Source organism: Dyadobacter jiangsuensis (genome assembly GCF_003014695.1).
Classification (GTDB): domain Bacteria; phylum Bacteroidota; class Bacteroidia; order Cytophagales; family Spirosomataceae; genus Dyadobacter; species Dyadobacter jiangsuensis.
Map to the genome: position 1 here is coordinate 364,258 of NZ_PYAS01000008.1, position 20,268 is coordinate 384,525.

The window sequence follows — 20,268 nt, forward strand, 5'->3', positions numbered from 1 at the left end:
AGTACTATTTGTCAATCAAAAATTCAATGGTCACGCGTCGGTTCTTCATTCTGTTCTCCTCGGTATCATTGGGAGCACCAGGCTGGCGACTCCCCATTCCCATTTTATAAAGCCGGTTATTGGCGATGCCAAGATTAAAAAGATAATTGGCCGTAACCTGCGCACGCAGCTCAGAGAGAATCAAATTCCTTTGTTGGTTGCCAACATTGTCGGTATGGCCCACGAGGCGAATCCAATATGCTGTTTCATCCCGTAAAAAATGAGCAATCTCAAGAAGAAGCTTCTGTGACTCCGGTTGCAGATCATAACTGCTCCTGTGAAAATAGATTGTATGTATACGATCGGGCAAAGGAAGCACGGCCAGCAGTGGATCCGATACCGGCGACGCAACCGACACTGTCGGAATTGAAACAACGTTCAATCCTTTTCGAAGCACTACGGTTTGCCGGTGCAAAGGCCTGCCGCTGGAATCCGCAAATAGAAGTTCATATTCCCCAGACGTAAGGTCCGCAAAGCAGAATTGTCCAAGTTCGTCTGACAATGGCATTACAAGCTTTTCGATACCGCCAGTCTGCGTACGTAGCTTGCATTGTAACCTGGTCTGAGGCGCTTCGACTGTGAGCACGACAAGATCGGGCAAAAGCCGTATGTGATGATAGATTGTGTCTTTCCTCATTTTCTCCACCACAATGTTACCTCGATAAGTTTGATATCCGTCTGCCCTGACTTCGAGGGCTACGATGTCTTTTTCCACAAAATCTATCTCCGACAACTTCGACCTTTCCAAGTCGATACAAGTTCTTTTTACCCCTTTTGTAAAGAAAAAACATGCCTGAGCCGAAATGCTTAATCCGGTATTAACATCCATCGCGTCGAATACCGACTTTTGGATCACCTTTTTTGTATTCTTACCACCCGATGACTGGACGTAGTGAGTCTGCTCTGACTGCGAATAAGGCCTATCACTGGCTTGTTGATCGGTCCGGACTAAAGGGATTAGTACTGGTATCGGTCTCCCAGGACCTTTAAAGCCCTCCTGGTTAAGTAGCAACGTCCGGGAACGATAACCCTCCTTCTCAACAATCAACGCTATCGCAGAACAGTCAATTTCTATGACCGACCCTTTGGTATTCATTATCGGAAGATACCCATTAGAAGTTTCAACACTCAACCGTGCTACAATCTTCTGGCGAGTGACCGCATCCTGAACAAGGACACGCAAATACAAACAATCTGCCACGGCATCTCTGGAAAGAAATCCGCAAAAGAGTATAAATATCAAGTTCGAACGAATCACATTCCACGCGATGCAAGTTTCGGCAAATCCGACATTTTTCATTGAGTCAATAAGAGCGACAGTAAATCATAAGTAGTTTCATAGCCACACATTCCGTTTAAATTTAGCACTATTCACCCCAAATTCAAACTGAGAAACTAAATACACTTCTGTCGTTAAAAAACACCGTGAATTGGGATATTTATCGGATGAATCACGCCTTCTATTTTCTTTCATACCATCACGCCACTCGGCAGGGATTGCCTGTTTCAGTCGTTTCAGGAACACGCGCTTGGCCTGTTTGAACGTAGGAGCGCCATACCATATCTCATTCTCAATACTTACGGCCCCATTTCATTGCGAGGCGTGCCGCCTACGCATTTCCACTTTACCGAGGAAGGTCTTTCCAAACCGTCGTCCCCATACGATCTCGCGGAAACGGGCTGTTTGCTGCCATCCCATACGAAAATGTTCGCCTGTTTTGGAGTGAGCTGAACCGGCTAAGAGGATTGGAGCATCCGGCACGCTCTCATCCGGTTTCAGAATGTAGTCCACTCATATTTCCGGTGCCGCCGCTGGTTCGTTGCTTTCAGGCTTCTCCCTCCAATTAGCAGGGTTACGATTTTTTCAGCCAGAAAAATACAAGCAGTCGTGTCTGGTGGGTAAACCTTGATAATCGGCGTCAAGGTGATCTTGTCGTGGTAATTTCTGATATGGACGTCCTTATGCTTATATCCAATAGCACAGTAGTAAAGCTTATGGGCTACACTGGCGTCTGCCAATTCCTTTCCGTTTTTTAGAGCATCAAGAAACTCGGGAAATTTTTGCTTCTAATTATTTACATTTTGCTCGGAAACCTCAAAGAAATCCGATAGTTGCTTGTCAGTGCGCCGAGTAGGCAAAGCTTCCTTGCTTGTTTGCAGTATTCGGGTTTGAAAGAACTTGGACGCGCCAAATTATGCCGTCATCTGTCCGCGTTTTAGGTAATTAGCTTTGTTGACCTCATACACAGCGAATGGGTAAATGATCCATGAAATACCGTGGGTGCAACCCGCCAGAATCGCCAACAGCAGGAAGTGTCTGAAATTCCCCTTCATCAGGAAATACAAAGGCCCGAACATCAGGCACGGGGAAAATGAGAATGGTGTGGTGGCTCTCGCAACGTAGCCGCTGGGCGGGTTATGAGCTTGTCGATGTACTTACTCACGTTGTGCCCCTTGGGCTAAACGGTTGGAGCCTTGCTCCGATCTATTTATTATACGGCAATCTACCTCATTAGTCAAACGACTAAATTTGAATTAGCCTAGACGAAACCGCTATGAAAGAAGCTATTGAATCTATACGGAGCGCGCATCATCTCTTAATCTTGATATGCACAATAACTGTAATTTTCTCAGTGTCGTTCGTTAAAATCCAGAACCCGTACAGTCTCGCCATTGATGAGTTGAGCAAGTTGCAGACCTGTTACGATTCAATCTATCAAGTACAAAGTAGAGAACAAGAGATAGAGGATTCTCTCCAAGATGTCGAAAACGGAGTAATTTTGGCTCCCGGACAAACAGCACAGCGGCAACAGGCGATTGATTACAAGAATAAGGTCGAAGAAATATACCTTCTCTTGGTTGAAGAATATAAGCTGAATGTTGATATAAACAGGTCACAGCTATTCAAGAAAAATCCAGAGTTATTTGGTACTAATTTGATGGACAATCACCTAAAATTTATGCCAAGTCTCAAGATGGTATGGGATGTCGTGCGTGAGAAGAACATTGCGGCAGCAAAATCGTATCTGAATGAAAGATCGCTTGAATATGAATATAAAAATTCGAGTGATGTAGATGTTAATGGCTTGAACGTGTCGGGGAAATATATGTACTTGATCGCGCCAATTCTCATTCTAGGAATCATTCTGTATATGATTATGCTTGCAGATCACATAAATGGCCTTGTTCCAACTGAAGAAAATCACACAACTCTCCATCAGTTTCCATGGATGGGAATTTTTCGCACAAAAATTAGCAATACAATCAACTTATTCACAATAGTAATACTCCCAACCGTTAGCACACTCTGTGTTGTTTCTAAATCGGATTTGACTGATGAAATAATAATAGTATGGGGTATCTGTTATGCTATTGCTTTATCCACCACATCATGGATATTGCTAAAAAAGACAAAAAAATTCAAAAAAATAATACCCAGGGTGTAAGTATCCTTAAACCACAGACAGTTTGAAATTAGAGATTAAACATTACACCTCGCCGCAATATAAGAGTCAGTTTATTTGCTTTTATAATTTGTTAAGGCATGAAAAAAAATTCGCTTCTTTATTAGAAATTAATGCTATCTTGTTTCAAGATTGATTATTTTTTGTATTTCATCAATACAACTTTTAAAGAGATTTTTGCACGAAGTGGTTAATGCATGAGTAAGGTGCGGTGGGTAGAACGTACTGATAGGTCAACGAATATCATAAATGCCACCTTACCTTCCTAAACACATGAACATCCGTATTGCCATTGGCGACGATCATGACTAACAGCAAAAGCCTTATCGAGTCTTATTAATCGATTCGAAAAAGCAGGTCTGCGTTGATCAGGTGCCTTGAATCAGGTGTCGTAGGCGAAATCATTAACATACCCCATATGGATGGTTATCTGGCAGTTAAATGGTTGAAGGAGAATCCCCTTCTCTGAAAATATTAACTCTCTCAATGAATGATAACGAAGAATCTATTAAAAATGCTTCAGAATAGTGAATGCGGATACCATTTGAGAGGATGCAAACCACAAAAACCACCTCATGTATTGGAGAAAGAGCTTACCATACCGAGTATATCATGAAGCAACTCGTCAAAGCGATAAATCAACAGGAAGTACTTCCCCGTGAACATCTGCATTTGAATGAACGCGAGCGGCAATTCGTGCAGCTCTCTTGTACCGATCTGACCTATTCAGAAGTTGCTGAGAAAATGTGCGTAAGCCCGCGAAAGGCAGAAGGCTATCGGTAGTCTGTATTTCTCAAAGTCAATGTGAAAATCCGTATGAGTATGGTAGTCGAAGTTATCCGAACTAAAATCGTCAGTTTCGATGTAAGCTAATAGGACACTGTTGTCTTAAATGAGGTGGAAACGCAGTCATTTGTTATCTCTGACTGCTGAAACATGGGGCAACGAAATACGAAATGGAACGGCTCAATAACCGTATAAGTCTGGTCTAAATACCGTATTTTTCCGGTTTTAAAGAAGTTCACATCTCTCTAATTTTGAATACCGGATTTGAATGAACCCGATAATAATCACATTTACTAACCATAGATCAAATGATAGCTCATGGGTATTCTTTTGCATGGCTGCCTAAATTTGTATGGCTGCCTAAAATTGAGGTAGAAGATCTCTTAGTCGCGCTGGGAATAATCGTCCTTCTTTTAATTATTGTTTACATAGCTAATTTGATTCTAGGCAACGGAAAGATTCTGACATCCAGGCTTGCCTCAGATCATGGAGAAGATCAGGCGCATCATCATTATTATTTACCTTCTGCTGAAATGAAGCTGCAGGTTGGTGTTGTCATTCAGGTTACAAAGCGCAAATCAGACAACAAGATACTTTCAGCCCAACTGATGGAAATGAACTGTGAGGCTTCAATGGCCATTGTGGCCGACTCGACAAATCTGTTGCTAATAGACTATCATCCAGATATTTTTTCTGTCGATCAGATAAAAATAGCAACCAATCAGGGTGGATTGGTTGAGAATGTTGAAGTTCAAACTGATGATCGTATAGGAACTATCGTTCGTTCTGGTTTAGCTGGGGCAGAAAAGCCAAATCTGACCGAAGCCGCTAACCGGGCTACCGCAATGAGTGGTTTAGTAGCGAATCATGACGAAGTAATCGTCGACTATGTTCAGTTCCAGCGTCAGTTTAGTATCTCGTCAGATGAAATCTATAATGCCAAAATTCAGCGCCCATGGAAGATAAAACTGGATTCCCTACAGGTAGATGCATCATTTGAGTTAGCAAACCAAGCGCCACTAAAAAGGCTGGCTATAAAAGCAGATGTAAACTATCCTGGAATTATGACCCGTCCACTTAAGTCGGCTTGCTGGGAATTAATGAGACCTGATCTATCTGGTAGAACAGCTACTAAGCAAGCGCAGATAGCGGGTTATGTTCCAGATATATCACGGGTGGTCACTGTTCCGATAGAACGTAAACGATTCATAAAACATACTGGCATGCCTAAATTCTCAAATGGAATGCTGGTGGAAAACGCGATATCGAAAGCCAGCGAAGTGGAGGGCTTTATCTCGATACCCGTTAACATACTCAAAGCGATTTTCGCGATACCTTCCCAGCTCCTTCATTTCAGAATTACCCGAAATCAGGAGCTTGCTGCCGTCGCAAAATCTATGCAAGATCGCTACGATGCACAGGTTGCTGCCTTGGCCAGTCAGACAATGAGTCAAAGTCTATTATTAGAGAATCGGGTCGCTGATTTGAAAGCACAATTAAATCAGCTCAGCTTCGGAGCCGCGCAGCAGCTGGCGCCTAATGCCCAGACAGATGACTTGCCAAAACTTGGAAAGCTTGCCGCAAACAAAGAACGAATCAGGGACTTAAGGACTAAGCTGCGAAAAGAACGGCGTACTAGCCTTGCTGCGAGTCAATTGACACCTCTAAAAGGCCCCGTTGATTGGTCGAATAACTTTAAAGATTCTTGGAGGGAATTTAGAAATTTGGAGCTAAATACTTGCGTCCCCGCGGCTGCCGCTCACCTGATCATATCTTGGTGCTCCGCTTCAAAAGCGCCATTGACGATCCCAACGGATGTGGACATCGTGAAAGCATTTGAAATTGTCGCTGACTTGCAGGACGCCAATACTGAAACTAGTGAAGGATGTGACATGTATAAATTTATGGAGCACTGGAATGAAGTTGGTCTGGGCGGTCAACGTATCAGCTCTTTTGTTCCGATCGAGGAGAAAAAGATTGATTTATTAAAAAGAGCGGTGTATTGGTTTGGTGGATGTATGATCGGGCTTAATATGCCAGTCTCGGTGCAAAATGAAGACCGATGGGAGATCAAGGTAGGTGATCAACCCGATGAGCTGGAAGCTTGGGGAGGACATGCCGTTGCCGTGATTGGATATTCCGAGACACACTTCATTGTAATTTCATGGGGAAGGCGATTACTTATGTCCAATCAGTTCTATGAAACCTATAATGATGAGTCCTGGGTTGCCTTATCTGGCCAGCATTGGACAGGACCACAAGATAAAGCACCTACCGACCCAACCCGGTCGATAGCTCAGCTTCGCAGCGGGCTCGATGAAATGCTTAGTTCCAATTCTTAACCTCTATCTCATGATACTCAACAAAAAAATGGGCCTTTGGGTCCTATGCTTCTTCGCCCCAGTGATCCTTTCGTTTGGGCAGCGAACAATCTTTCAAAAGATGAAAGATACGCAAGAAATAACCTTTGACCCATCTGGGAGAATGTGGAGTTTCCCTAAGATTTATGTTACCGATAAAACAATGCCTGACTTTAGGGTGAAGGCAACAGACAAACAGATCAAAGCTCAGATTGGAAAAATGGCTGTGCATCTAGACTCTGTCAAGGCACTACTCCAAAATAATAACGTAAAAAATGCCTACAACTGCTTTTTTAAAACGAATGAGGATTATCCCAAACTTGTAGCCGGTATCGATAACATGATTGCCCTTTTGAAAAAAGGTCCCGATTGTCAGCCAGAAGGTTGGGAAAAACTTATTGGCGAGGTTTCGAAGCTGAACTTGGAAAAAATTGTACCCTTGGTGAGCTATCTGAAGAATATCAAAGAGCAATATAAGGTTGAAGTCTATAAAGGTGGTTTACTTGTCGAAGAGATTCCGCTTTTGTTACTCAACAATTCATGTGAACAGGGCTGCTACCAATTCTCTTCCGCACAACTCCGACAGTTACGCAACATTCAGGGAGTAAATTGTCTCTCTGATCCTTGGTCGGAACTTCATTTTAAGCTGGTACAGGATGATCCATGGAATAAGACAATACGTGAATGGTATAAGGGCGAAGTGAGCCTCCTATTTGCAAAGAAAGTAGATTTCATCATGGGAGGACTAAAAAAAGCGGCGTCGGCTAATTTGACTACAAATGCTGACGATTTTAAAGATGGAATAAGAGCGCTGACAAATCTACAAGACTGGTTAATCCATTGGTTTTGGTTGACAAAAGGTCGGTTGGCACTCAACCCATTCAATCAGTTGGCAGAAGTGCAAAGAAAAAAGCTTTCCAATGAACTGAAAGACTGGGAATTACAATTAACTCAGGCAAAGCAAAAGGCAATGTTTCTTGATAGTGCACGAACAAAGACAGATGAAAAGTTGTCTGAGCTTTCACATTTTGAATTGGTACAATTAAAAGAGCAACAGCTTGCCGAGCAAATAAAGGTTATTGAAAATAAGCTAAAAAAGGTGAAGGGTGAATTAGATGACGATGCAAACCTAACGAAGTTAAAAACACTCAACATACTCTATGAAGGAAAATTTAAGCTTTCTGAAAGATTTAAAAATATTGACGGTCAGTATCCTCAAAAACAGTTTGATGCTTCACGTGACTATCAGGGTATTAAATATCATTTCCTACAGAAGGTGAAGGTCAAAGAAATACCTGAGGGACACATACTCCATGTTCTTGCACACAACGTGCCTGGCAGTCAGGGTGTCAAAATCGAAGAACGGGCATCTCCCTTCAAGGATGAAGAAATGTTTACGTCCTTGGTCAATGAACAGTTGTCAAGCTTCGACTTCACAACAATCCCGGCAGGGGCTGTGGAGCAGCTACAAAGCTTCTCAGCCTCTTTCTTTACCAAACAATTACCGGGACCAAAGGGCGCCGGAGGACAGGATAATATTTGTGGCGCTATTCAACCTTTTCTAAAGGAACTCGCCAAAAGTCTCTGGCAAAAGGATGGACAAGAGATCTTTCCGCTCGATAAAGATATTTTCAATGGCATTGCTTATTCAGATCCCAAGTATAAAACCCATATGCTACAAACAAGTATTGAGAGCGGCGAAGCTGTTATTGATAGCATTTTTCTGAAACGGTACACAAGCAAGGATACGCTCAAAACAACAACCATGGCCAAAACCTCAGTGAAAATCGGAGAAATGCGCTATTTCATGCTGGCCGCTGGAATTGCTATTCACAAAAGTCCACTGGCGGTAACCTCTGTTGATACGACCGGAGGAACGCTGCGAACAAGTACGTCTGAGACAAGATCCAGAGCAATTATAGGATTTAAGTTTTACCCTTTCAAAAACTATAACAGGGATCATTCGATTCTGCCACGTTTTCCTCTTCGAAGATTAAGCATATTCTTTGGAGCTGAAATGTTAAAACCCCTTCAAAACCTTTATCTGGGAGGATCTTACGACATTGTGCCCGGACTAAATGTTTCCGTGGGGCAAAACTATGCATTGCAAACCCGCTACCGAATCCAGAGCAACCGTGTGACAGATACCAGTCGGAGCTATGCAAGGACTGGTCTGTACTACTCTGCCAGCATAAACCCTGTTCTTTTTGTCCAGTTTGTCAAATTATTCTTCAAATAACATGAAACTGATCGGTATCATTTTGTTTTTTGCCGCAGCGATGTCTATGTGCGAAAAAAGTACGTATAATGATTTGAGTGGTTCCAAGATCATGAGTGGCAGGGTCTTGATGAAAGACACCATAAATGGTGTCAACTATACCGTACCTGTGAAATCAATCGAAGTATTTTTAGCTGACCTAGCGAATACGAGCACTTTTTTGAATTCGAAACGAACCGATAAAGACGGAAGCTATACCTTCGAAGGCATTGATCCTGCTGTAGGCTATAAAGTCTATGCAAAAATCGATACAGGTGCCATCAAGTATGAGGGCGAACTTACCTATAAGATCGGTGAATTTAGGGAGGGGCAGGGTGAGCCGATGATGCTTTATCCATCCCAAAGCACACAAAATGGTATACATGTCATCGTGCAGGATACAAGTAAAGCCCGCCTGTCGAATATGGTGGTCTGGGGATATAGTAACAGTAGTTTCTATCATGCTGGTGGGGTGGAAGGCAAGACATTTGAGCTGACAACCAACCTCGCTGGTGTGGCCAACAAGATGAATCTTGCGCCGCAAACCTATTACCTATTGATTAAAGGACGTGTTGGAAATATCGACGTTTTAGCCAGGGGTACAACTGTTGTCGAAGCCGAAGGTATTAAAACAATCGTTCTGACAGTGGCAACCAATCCAAAGGGTAATGGCATGGAAATTCAGACAATTGATGTTTCCCAAGCACCGATCCAAGCAGCTACCGTATTTGTTTACCAGAGTCAGACCATTTATGATCTTGACAAGACCGGAGCTAATAGTGTGTTTTCAATGTCTTCGGATAAGAGCGGAAGCGCGACTGCTTACAATATTGATCCCGCTGCATATTATCTGAGGGCGATAAAAATTGTCGGCAAAGATACTTTGAGGGGACAAGCGGTGACTACAGTAAAAAGCAACGAAGTCACTAAGCAAACGCTTACTTTAAAATGATTGTAAGTAAGCGGCTCACAAGTATTGAGAAATATTTGGGAATCGAATAGTAATTCTTTAATGGTTTCAATACTTGTCAACATTAATCCCGCAAATTGTCCTCGTTGGATCCTGACTGCCGCACAGGTTGGTCGAGCTAGAAAATCTAGTAAATAGGGCATCATTACACATACTACATGAAAAAAAATTCGATTGATTCACTTTCAGTGTCAATTGTATAATATCGAACGAAATAAGTATCAGTCAATTTAAACCAATCGAAAATTCATGCTCCATCCTAATAGATGTAATAGACGATGATGGCAACCGCGTCGTTCCAATAAAATCGCGTTTTTATGAGAAGTTACGCTCTCGATTTTTGCAGCCAATACTTTCCATCGACAGGTTGGAATCACCGAAAAGCTTTATTTATTAGCCTAATGGTGGTTCCAGCGTCTGGCGAAGATTCAATCTCAAATTCATAACCGATCTCCCGCGCTCGCCGTTGCATATTGTTTAATCCATTGCCAGGCCGAAGTACGTCCGTGTCGAAACCGGTACCGTCATCGGACACTGTTATCTCACTTTTTTGTTCTCTCCTCTGAAAGGAAACCAACATTTGCTTTGCTCCCGCATACTTTATACTATTATTAATAGCCTCCTTTATAATCATGTAAAGATTACGTTTTTCCTGTTTTTGAAAAACAATTTGTTCTAATTTGGGGTCGATATCTATCCGTAGCATTATTCCTTTTGCCTCACAAAGCGGGTTCCCAAATTGATAGATCCGATCGGCCAATTGTCCGATAGTGTCATTACGATCGTCGAGTATCCAAATGATATCACGTATAATTGCAATGGAGTCTTGGGCACCTTGCTTGATGTGAGAAAGGTACCATTTGGTATCGCCTTCCATAAGCGCAAGGCTGGCATAAATGCTAATGCTGTTTATCGTACTACCCAGATCGTCGTGCAGATCTGTGGCTAAGCGTTGCCGAATGGCGTGTTCGCGCTGCAACTGCCCTATACGGAACCGATAAAACTGGTAAATCATACCTAGCAAAATCGCAGCAATCAGTATTCGAAACCACCAGGTTTGATACCATTTAGGCTGAAAATAGAGGTTTAACTTGACCGGCCTACTCCATATCAATTCTTCGTTGGCCGCTTTAATCTCAAGTGTATATTCGCCAGGCGGATGGCCAATCAACACCAATGATGCTTGAGTTCCATTATCGATCCAATTCTCACTCTCTTCCAATATCCGATACGCATAACTAGTTCGCTCGGGATTTTGGTAGTTAAGTCCTGAAAACAATATGGAAGTTTGAAGGGCATCGCTTGGTATGTTCAGTTTCTTCATCGAAAGATCACTGAAAGCAATGGCTCCTTCATCTGTCTTTATCTCCGCCCCAGTTAGATATAGCTGTGGGGGCGTTGTATTGGGCAAAAAGTATCGCGGATCAATTTCCGTAAATCCATTGACACCGCCTGTATATATTTTCCCCTGAACGCTCCTTCCACTAGCTTCCTCGAACGCATTGGAATGTAATCCATCGTTCTGATAGAAACAGTTGATTCGCAACGATACTAGATCGACTCGAGAAAGTCCATTATTACTGGTTACCAACAACTTGCCCCCTGGGATTGCATACACCTGGTAAACACCGTTGTTGGATAGTCCGTTCTGCGTATTAAATATACGTTTCAGGCGAAACGATTGGTCGATCTCTAAAATACCGCTACCGTAAGAAGCAATATAATAGGATCTGGCGACTTCACAAATGCTAAAAAATAGTCCATAATGTGTGCCTTTACCAGTAATTTCTATCTTTTTCCCTTGCCGCAAATCGGCCGATATTACGGTGATGCCGTTATCGGACAGCACCCAGATTCGCCCCGAACTATCACGGTAAATATTGTTGACTATATTCGAAGTCAGTGCCGGAACGCCTTTCGTGCCAATCACACGAATTGCTTTCCTCAAAGGATTCCAGACAAGAAGCCCCTGATTATTCTCCGTTCCGAGAATAATCAGAGTATCACTAATCGACAGGTGGCTGTTAAGTGAATAGGAAGCATAGGGTTTGAATTCCGGGTAGATCAAATGAGCAGGAACTATCCTCCCCTGTTTATATATAAAGAGCCCCTCCTGACGCGAGACATGGACACGTCCCCTCAAATCCGTGAAAACATACTGATACAGGTGATTTTTATCGAAGTGCTGATATTTGCCTCTGTCATTATCTATCTCCACTAGACCGCTCCTCAACCCTACTAGGATTTTGTTATTAGTCAACGGACTGACAGCAAAGACGTGATCAAGCTTTACCAAAGATTTACTGTCTCGGTTGTACGGCCTAAACGGTGATCGCCCCTTTTTTAAGTACGCCAATCCTTCCTGGCAACCCAGCCAAATATTTCCGGAGCGATCCCTGAGCATACATAACACCGATGAAAGCCAATTAGTCTCATAGGTACGTGAATACTCCTCGATTAATTCAAAATGAGTAAGTGAATTATCAAATCGGGAAAGGCTATGATTCCCCGAAACCAAAAGTGTAGTGTCGCTATCACTGATCAACCAGTCGACACTTTCCTTGTTCAATGCTGTGAATTTCGTGCATGGGGAGTTGTCAATAGATAAAATATAGTCCTTTTTGTAGCGAATTCGCCTAAGGCCCTGGCTTGTGCCGAACAAAACTTCTCCTTTGGCTGACCGAACGCCAACAAATATACGTATTTCGTCTGCTCCGGACGCCGCCGCTAGCTCTGTTAGTCTCACGGATTTGATGATCGACTTATCCGTACTTCGATAAATCACTATCCCATAACCCCAATAGCAAACCCAGACATTCCCGAAATCGTCCCGAAACATAGATTGGGTCGTAAAATCGCTTGATTTCTTTGACTTATCCGGAAATCTGAGCTTTTGAAGATACCTCTTCTTTTTACTATCTAAGATTTTCACGCCGGTGGAAGAGCCTACCCATAACTCATCCAGATTTTTTATTATTGACAAATTATAATCCTCCGGGTCATTACCGGGAATCTTTATCGTCGCTTCAACTTTTGCATTTACAATGTTAATTGCGTCCACGCTTGCTTCTTCCGACGACAAGGCCCAAATGAGATTTCGGCTACTATCTTCCACGATATCACGAACATCTGAACCGGAAATTCTTCGGTTGACAGACCCATTTTTCGTATAGTTCACAAAGTTGATTCCATCGAACCGGCTCAGTCCCTCTTGAGTTCCTAGCCAAATAAATCCATACCGATCTTGCAAAATTTTTCTTATATTGTAGCTACTCAATCCATTAGTCTGAGTGAACTTCCTTATCATCACCGTGTCTTTGGGCTGACCAAATGAGTGAGTCTGAGTAAACCCAGTAAAAAGAACTAAAATAACTAGAAAATGTCGCATAACAGTCAGAGATGGGTCATCGTACTCCTAATTTATGCAGATTTTAGAAAAAATATTAATGCGTTCAAACCAAGTACCGCATTTGAAATGAGTGAGCAAATGAAAGCGACCCTCAATTCGCTTTTCAAAGATCTGCTTACAACAGCTCTAGACCCCAAACGAGCGAGAATGTTTGTCATAATGAATAGTATAGACTATCATAATGCCCAAAACGACACGACAAACGCTAAAACCCTGTTATACCAAATAAGCAATCCCCATAATCTGGACAGCAACCAGATCACCAATTGTGAAGTGATAGATAGCGTCTTTGGTACAACAAAAAACCCAGATCCCAAAAACAGAGCTCAAAAACCCCGAGAAATACAAGCAATACTTACGAAACACGTGAAACTCTGCCCGGATGAGGAGGTTTTCTTTATTACGTGGGATCACGGCTCATCTTTCGGGATATTTCGGGAAGTTGATGCTGGGTTACCAACCCCCCGTCGCCCCATCCATGAAGATTTGGATCGCTATCCGTATCTCGCTCATTTTTGGGATATCGCGCTCAAAAAAGAAGATCCAGCGGAACAGATAAAATTGGGTGAGCTCAGTAACACTTTAACAATTCCTGATCTCTACCAGATAGGACACACATTGTGTTCAGGTAAACCGCATGTTGTAGATGACGACTTACCGACGCGATACAATGAACTTCGCCGGGGTCACGAAAAGGAATACAACTTTATTGAAATTGGTATTGTTAAAAGTCAAGAAGGTACAGGTGGCATTGTAACCATTCAAGACTCTACAAATGTTAGGGAAATCCTTAGCAATGAAGAACTTGCCTCCTTGTTGGCAGGATGGCTAAACATTAGTTGCAATATTACTGATACAAGCGTTTTGAATACCAGCAAAAAAGTGGGAGTTCTGCTAATGATGAACTGTTGGATGATGAACCTCCATACAATGTACAGTTTGCGTAATGCGGTAAAATATCTTGTTGCGCCTCAGGGTTCGATTGACACGCCAGGTTACAACTATAAAGCTATTCTCAAATATCTTTTTAAAGAGCGCCAAACGACATTAACGGCGAAAAAGCTAGCAATAAAATGCGTAAAGAGCTCCGAAACTAGGCAGATGAGAAAGAAGTCAAGAGAATTGAGAGGAGATGGCTTGGATATGATTGATCAATGGAAAATTCTTGCAGTTGATCTGCAGCGTAAAAATGAAAATGGCGAATCGGTTCTCATCGAGAATATTAAAAAAATTGGCGATGTAGTCGAAAAACTAGAAGAAAATGCCTCCCAAAACCCTGAACTGAAACATTTTTTTACTGCCCTGCGACTGATAAGCCATGATTTCACAAAATCGTCTAGTCTTGAGGAGCCAGGATTTATGGTAGACATTATCAATTGGCTTGAACTGTTACGTGGGTTATCGATTTTCAACCCTCCTTATCAACCTTTTCAGGTCTTTAAGAATCGTCCGGTTCTACATGAGATATATAACCTGATTGAGGCCGTATCTGGAGAATCAAAAAAAAATCCACTCGTCCTGGCAGAAACGAGTGGAAAGAATATTTTTATTAATGCATATGTTGTAGCACTTCGTCCGTCAGGATATAGCCTTTTTTTTCCAAATTCGCTTACTACTAATCAAAACCTCATTGACAATGTAAAAAACGATTCTCTTTTAAAGGATTTTGTTTTTTGGAAAAGATTCATAAAGTCGGTATACCCAGAAAAAATTTGGCGAGTTTTCTTCAACTGAGACCATTGTTTTTTAGCTGGCGTTTGAGTGCTTGGCCGCTCAATTTTTTGGGTGCACTGGTAATGAGCTTTAGATCCCCTCCCATGGTTGAAATAATCACACCATCCTTTTCATCGATATCCAGCGAAAGGTCGTTGAGTTCCCCACTCTTATAAAAATTTGTAGCAGGAACAGTCAGTGAAATAGCAGCCAACGAGTCTGCAACTACGGTTGCCGGCCCAATTACTATTTTACCGGGTTGCGGTTCAAAGGTAACTTTCAAATTCATCTCAATACTATCTCCTAGCTTGTTAAAGGTAAGTTGTGCTTTGGCAGGGTCTAGCACGATTTGAGTACTATTGAGAATTCCAAATTCATTCACCTTAATTTCGATTACATCTGCCGCAAGGGCGGGATTGCTGGCTCCTACTTGATTTTCCATTTTCGATAGGGTTTTTTGTTGTAAATTAATTAAAAACAATAGTTATTAACAGTTTTATTTGCAACACCATTTGAAGGTATTCAGACTATTACAATTCTATTCTTGATTGCAAAAATCACTAAGCCAATCCGGCTTTTTACCGCAAGGCGTTCGAATAGAGCCTCACGGTACCCATCAACGGTACGAGGACTAACATGCATGCGATCGGCAATTTCTTTGTAGGTCATCTCAGATGAAGCCAATTTAAGAAACTCGATTTCACGCTCATTCAACTTCGATACCTTACCAGCATCCTGATCAGATTGGTTTGCCCTAAAAAATGTCCTAGTGACTTTTTCCGACGAATGGTATCCATTGAAATATACGTTTTTTAGAGCATGCTTCAGTTCATCGGCATCACCTGATTTCAAAAGATAGCCACGAGCTCCATTGTTAAGCATCTGTATAATTGCCCCTTCATCATCATACATACTGAGTGCGATGACTTTCACTGTGGGATAATTAATCTTTAACCAGCGTGTAGTATCGAAACCATCCATTTGGGGCATGTTTATATCCATTAATACTATGTCTGGAAGATCGTCACCATTTAGTTGCGAAATCAACTCTCGTCCGTTCCCACTTTCAAAGAGAACGTGAAAACCTAATTTTCGCACCAGCTCAGCTAGGCCGCTCCTTAGCAATTCGTGATCATCTGCAAGTGCAACCTTTATCGAATTCGTTGTTCCAATCAGCATCATACTAGTTTCTGCACAAATATCTTAAACACTCCCGTCAGTGTTTTCTACTACCATGACTTAGACAATCAACCAATTCCAACCGCTGAAAAAGCATTTGCGACGGCCGCTAATTTGGCTGCTCTCGATGAGTCATTTTTGAAAAGCGAATTAGCTGCATTTATCACGCTTCTGCGGCTGTCTTCAAATCCAGACGAATTAGATAGTTGTACAAGCCCCATGTAAAACAAGGCAGCAACTTCATCCGCATTAAACAAGTGTCCCCCCGAGTCATCTGGGGATGTGATCAGGTTGAACGCTGCTTTATTATGGATACCACTGTTATAGTGTACCCCACCGTAATCATAGTCCACATCGAAATAGTCATTCATATGATCCGGTTGGCCATACTCAGTGGGTTTCGACAAGTCTCTAAAAGGTACTCCCTCTGTTTGCTCCCCGAGCTGCCAATTCCATTGATCAAGCTCTTTGCCGTAATTGGATATAATTATACCAAAAATGTCGGAGTATGACTCATTAAGGGCTCCAGATTGATATTCATACTCAAGCCCCGAAGAGTATTCCGTGACGCCATGGAGGATTTCATGTGCTACTACATCGAGGGAAACTGCTAAAGATTTCAACGTTCCACCCCTATGCACTTGGCCATACACCATTTGATCGATTCCAGGAAGCCAAGCCGCATTATTCCATTCCTGTATCCCGGATTGCTCAATACATCGGACAGTTGAAACCAACGTCATTCCCTTGTTATCTATGCCATTTCGCCTCAAAACATTTCTCAGAAACGCTGCAACTAAGCAAGCGTTATAGTGCGCACTCACACCGGCCGAGAGCCAGCCAGTCTGCGATTGTTCAATAATGATTGTTCCAGGCAACGCTCCATGGCTGGAATACGTGTCATAATTGAGATCGTAAGTGAAGACATTATTTTCCTCATCCACCAACTCAGCATTGCCATTGTTTTGACGGTAGTTAATCCTGTATTTGATCCCGTCGTCTCCCAATGCGTCAGAAGATAGACTCATAACCCGCGGAGCCAACTTTAGCACCTGCCCATCGTTCGCATCAATGATCACATTAACATAATTAACCAAAGCGTGTCGGTGCGGTCTGTGCACCGTATTATCGTCATGCTCCCTAGACTGCTCGCGCTTACTAATCACATTCTTAACGATATATACCAATCTCCAAGCCCCTTCAAAAAAATAGATATAAAGCAATGGAATTATCGTTTTGGGAATGGCATTTTGAATATATTCACTAGCGTTTCTCAATGCTTCCTCCGCGCTAATTTTAGCTACTGTACTGATTTCAAGTTCTGGTATCACAGATGAATTAATAGAGACAAGCTTTAAATTTTTATCTACTTCTACGTTCACAGCAGATCCGTACACCGAAACGTTATTTATTGCTTGTCGAAATTTAACCGTTTTATTACCAGTAAAAGGAATATCCTCAACTTGTATGGGTCTAAAATCGAGTGTCGAGGCCTCAGGATCCCTAATTATGAAATCTTTCAATATCCCATTTTCGCTAGTTCGCGCTTTGTTGAGGTATATCCTCGCTACATCTTCTACTTTGGGACGGCCTCCCCCGACCATCCTAGCGGACGCTGACTTGAGCGATGAGTTCATTTCATTTGTAATTTCTTTGCTACCTTCTGTTTCATGGAAAACAAAGGACTGTAATCCATTTTTAAAATTCGAGTCCATATAATTGATCGTTTAAAATTATTGTTATAGAGCCTATTATCTGAGCACGGCAGTTACATAAGCTAGTGCAACCCCGATAAACATTTTTCCCGAATTTGAAATCACCGAAACAACATTTTCCGATTCCGAGGAAAAGTCCTCCATTATCCACGTGACCAAACATGCTATGAGACTGATAACATACATAACCATGGCCACCAATTGCACCTTCTCTTGTACGCCGGATGCAGTAGGCGGATTAAGGTTGGCCTTCTGTTGCGTAGGTCTATTTAACATCAACTGTCTGGCAACATTCGATGACGGGTCCGCTATGGAAATCCCTAACAGAGCTCCCAGATTGGCCAATAGTAAGGCCTGAATAGAACCAACCATTGCTGACAAGACCTCACTATATTCTCTCGCGATTGGACCTGCTCCCCACGATATTCGAATTGCTTCAATGATACCATAAGTGTAAAAAAGCGATATAACTCCAACCAAAAGCCACCCGATGTAAGCGATTGCAGATGTTTTCATAACTAAGGATTGAATTGACATTTCAAAGCTATTATTAGCTAGGTGTTTCGGAAAGGATGGAATCGCCCCATTTAAATCCGTATTTTTCCCGAATAGTTAGCTAAGAAATTCTCTTCAATGAGCAGACCTGTATTAAACCTGAATCCAAAAAACGGTAGCGAAAATTACTTGGGCACGTTGCCTGAAGAGGAGAAGGCAAATCTCTCGGGAGATGCTTGGAAAGCTTACAACGCCCATTGGCTGCCGAATCAAGGAAAAGAATGTGGCGTGTAGGTGATCTCGAAGACAATTTGACAGCCGCCGGTATCTCGTCTGATCATTCAAAGCCGAAGCGACGACTTTAAATCCAGTATCGCTCCCCTGTACTACGGAATCTTTGTTGACCACTCAATTGCTTCCAAACGCCTTTTTATTTCACCAGTGTACGCAGTAATGCTTCCTCGGCGAGAAAATCGGTATACACGAGATTTTTAAAATCTCCGCTATAAACTTCACGCAATTCTTTCCAGACCACTTCAATATCCTGGAACATCAGAGCGTCCTTCGGATGGTTTGTAAGCCATCGGTTATTGTTCTTAAAGCTGACAACGTCGTCTTTGGCCAACGCGTAAAAGCATTTGATCAAATTCTCCGCAATCAAAGAAAATAGAATACTCCGCTTGTCGCAGTAGCTGATGCAAGTCGTAGACGCGTCTGATTTTTTCCCTCAAATCAGAAATTGGTTCTTCTCCGTAGGAAAATCTAACCAAGCTCATTATTTTCTCGCAAATTGTTCTGATTGGCTCCCATACACGAACTTCCAAAGGAGTCAATCCAAAATCCTCTGCAAGTTTCTCCTGCCCATTGGACAGCATCATTGACCCGACAAATGAATTAATGAACCTGGTGGTGTAGGGTTCAAAATATCCTAGCCAGGTGGCCTCCACAATAATAACATCTCTTACCTGGCCGTAAGCTCCGGTAAATTCTCTATTATAAGTATGTGCCGTTTTGCGACTCATCCCCATTTTGTGGGTTAAACCGTCTATCTGGACTTCTGGCAAAACGGCTTCCATCACCGCGCCAATCTTTCTGATTTTCGTTGTTAGTCGGCTGTTTGAATCACCTTCTCTGCGAAGTACCACAAGGTCAATATCTTCCGAAAAACGATTTATCATCGAATAACACTTTGACAGTGCCGTCCCTCCCTTGAACACCGTATCGGCACCGATACCGCTTTCAAAGATGGTCCTCAGAGCGTACGTCACCCAATAATCCTTTTCCACATAGATGGCCGGTATTAGCATTTGATCAGCTGTAAACTGAGCCGCCTGCCTAAAAAGGCGTGGGTCTTCGTGTAATCTCATCTGATGTTCCAGTTTTTTGCTGAGTTAATCAGATTTCCTATCCCGGAAAGCTTGTAGCGGGTAATTGGGTTCAACGTTTTGCGGATCGGCGTTGTCAGCGCTCCTTTATCCAAATCTTCTAGAAGAGCCCCAAGCAATGCCCTTGTTGCTGGTGGATACTTCATAGCCAGGCGAATTAGCTTCGCATAATCAGCTTCCGCTAGATCTCTCAGTATAGCGAGCAACCTTCGCAAAGAGGATTCCAGAGTCGCATCCGGTATTTTTTTGATGTTTTTGACGACATCGAGAATCTGCAAAAATGGAATATTATCCTTCGTGATCGTGTTTTTCTGCTTTACAAAAGTAATCGTATACCGCTCCCTCTTAAAGGTTGGCCGCACCTGATTTTTACCAATTTCAATAGTGTTACTCAATTGGGTTGGAAAATTCGGTGAAATTGACCACCCCGTTTCAGTTTAAACTGACCACCTGTTCCGGGCGAAATTGACCACCCCGTTTCGGAGCAAATTGACCA

The 20,268-nt window shown here is 42.4% G+C and carries 17 protein-coding genes; 8 read left to right on the forward strand and 9 right to left on the reverse strand.

Features of this window, described 5'->3' with window-relative positions; genetic code table 11:
* Nucleotides 1-4: 4 nt before the first annotated feature.
* Nucleotides 5-1,339: an OmpA family protein gene (locus tag CLV60_RS18465; protein WP_106596845.1), complete on the reverse strand. Its 1,335-nt coding sequence runs from the start codon at nt 1,337-1,339 to the stop codon at nt 5-7.
* Nucleotides 1,340-2,299: 960 nt separating this feature from the next.
* Here CLV60_RS18465 and CLV60_RS34270 point away from each other — a divergent pair.
* From CLV60_RS34270 to CLV60_RS18500, 6 genes are all read left to right on the forward strand, one after another.
* On the forward strand, nt 2,300-2,443 hold the full coding sequence (locus CLV60_RS34270; protein ID WP_170118814.1) for a hypothetical protein: 144 nt from the start codon (nt 2,300-2,302) through the stop codon (nt 2,441-2,443).
* Between the two features lie 151 nt (nt 2,444-2,594).
* Nucleotides 2,595-3,485, forward strand: coding sequence for a hypothetical protein (locus CLV60_RS18480; protein ID WP_106596846.1), 891 nt, complete (start codon nt 2,595-2,597; stop codon nt 3,483-3,485).
* 630 nt (nt 3,486-4,115) lie between these two features.
* Nucleotides 4,116-4,286 carry a hypothetical protein gene (locus tag CLV60_RS34275; RefSeq protein WP_170118815.1) on the forward strand — a complete coding sequence of 57 codons (171 nt, stop codon included), beginning with the start codon at nt 4,116-4,118 and terminating at the stop codon, nt 4,284-4,286.
* A 311-nt stretch (nt 4,287-4,597) separates the two neighbouring features.
* The gene (locus CLV60_RS18490; RefSeq protein WP_106596848.1) at nt 4,598-6,631 is read left to right on the forward strand and encodes a hypothetical protein; all 2,034 of its coding nucleotides are present in this window, start codon (nt 4,598-4,600) and stop codon (nt 6,629-6,631) included.
* Nucleotides 6,632-6,731: 100 nt separating this feature from the next.
* Nucleotides 6,732-8,888: a DUF342 domain-containing protein gene (locus CLV60_RS18495; protein ID WP_146151573.1), complete on the forward strand. Its 2,157-nt coding sequence runs from the start codon at nt 6,732-6,734 to the stop codon at nt 8,886-8,888.
* A gap of 1 nt (nt 8,889) precedes the next feature.
* The gene (locus CLV60_RS18500; RefSeq protein WP_106596850.1) at nt 8,890-9,858 is read left to right on the forward strand and encodes a hypothetical protein; all 969 of its coding nucleotides are present in this window, start codon (nt 8,890-8,892) and stop codon (nt 9,856-9,858) included.
* A 391-nt stretch (nt 9,859-10,249) separates the two neighbouring features.
* Here the strand turns inward: CLV60_RS18500 and CLV60_RS18505 are convergent, their stop codons facing one another.
* Nucleotides 10,250-13,264, reverse strand: a complete 3,015-nt coding sequence (locus tag CLV60_RS18505; RefSeq protein ID WP_106596851.1) for a ligand-binding sensor domain-containing protein — start codon at nt 13,262-13,264, stop codon at nt 10,250-10,252.
* Nucleotides 13,265-13,363: 99 nt separating this feature from the next.
* On the opposite strand from CLV60_RS18505, the gene CLV60_RS18510 reads away from it, so the two are divergent.
* Entirely contained in the window at nt 13,364-15,019 is a 1,656-nt protein-coding gene (locus CLV60_RS18510) for a clostripain-related cysteine peptidase (RefSeq protein WP_170118816.1), read from the forward strand.
* Here CLV60_RS18510 and CLV60_RS18515 read toward each other — a convergent pair.
* The 4 genes from CLV60_RS18515 to CLV60_RS18530 form a co-directional block, all read right to left on the reverse strand.
* A complete protein-coding gene (locus CLV60_RS18515; RefSeq protein ID WP_106596853.1) occupies nt 15,012-15,440 on the reverse strand; it encodes a hypothetical protein in 429 nt (142 codons plus the stop codon). The genes CLV60_RS18510 and CLV60_RS18515 overlap by 8 nt on opposite strands.
* A gap of 80 nt (nt 15,441-15,520) precedes the next feature.
* On the reverse strand, nt 15,521-16,180 hold the full coding sequence (locus tag CLV60_RS18520; RefSeq protein WP_229211033.1) for a response regulator transcription factor: 660 nt from the start codon (nt 16,178-16,180) through the stop codon (nt 15,521-15,523).
* Nucleotides 16,181-16,245: 65 nt separating this feature from the next.
* The gene (locus tag CLV60_RS18525; RefSeq protein ID WP_106596854.1) at nt 16,246-17,892 is read right to left on the reverse strand and encodes a M4 family metallopeptidase; all 1,647 of its coding nucleotides are present in this window, start codon (nt 17,890-17,892) and stop codon (nt 16,246-16,248) included.
* A gap of 36 nt (nt 17,893-17,928) precedes the next feature.
* Entirely contained in the window at nt 17,929-18,408 is a 480-nt protein-coding gene (locus CLV60_RS18530) for a hypothetical protein (protein WP_106596855.1), read from the reverse strand.
* 117 nt (nt 18,409-18,525) lie between these two features.
* Here CLV60_RS18530 and CLV60_RS34280 point away from each other — a divergent pair, with 117 nt between their 5' ends.
* The gene (locus CLV60_RS34280; RefSeq protein WP_170118817.1) at nt 18,526-18,681 is read left to right on the forward strand and encodes a hypothetical protein; all 156 of its coding nucleotides are present in this window, start codon (nt 18,526-18,528) and stop codon (nt 18,679-18,681) included.
* 136 nt (nt 18,682-18,817) lie between these two features.
* On the opposite strand, the gene CLV60_RS34860 is transcribed toward CLV60_RS34280, so the two are convergent.
* From CLV60_RS34860 to CLV60_RS18540, 3 genes are read right to left on the reverse strand one after another with little or no spacing between them, the layout of a single operon-like run.
* A complete protein-coding gene (locus CLV60_RS34860; protein WP_262510564.1) occupies nt 18,818-18,940 on the reverse strand; it encodes a hypothetical protein in 123 nt (40 codons plus the stop codon).
* A 43-nt stretch (nt 18,941-18,983) separates the two neighbouring features.
* The gene (locus CLV60_RS18535) at nt 18,984-19,754 is read right to left on the reverse strand and encodes a nucleotidyl transferase AbiEii/AbiGii toxin family protein (RefSeq protein WP_229211034.1); all 771 of its coding nucleotides are present in this window, start codon (nt 19,752-19,754) and stop codon (nt 18,984-18,986) included.
* Complete coding sequence (locus tag CLV60_RS18540) at nt 19,751-20,167, reverse strand: hypothetical protein (RefSeq protein ID WP_106596856.1); 417 nt, start codon at nt 20,165-20,167, stop codon at nt 19,751-19,753. The genes CLV60_RS18535 and CLV60_RS18540 overlap by 4 nt, the downstream gene beginning before the upstream one ends.
* Nucleotides 20,168-20,268: the final 101 nt, after the last annotated feature.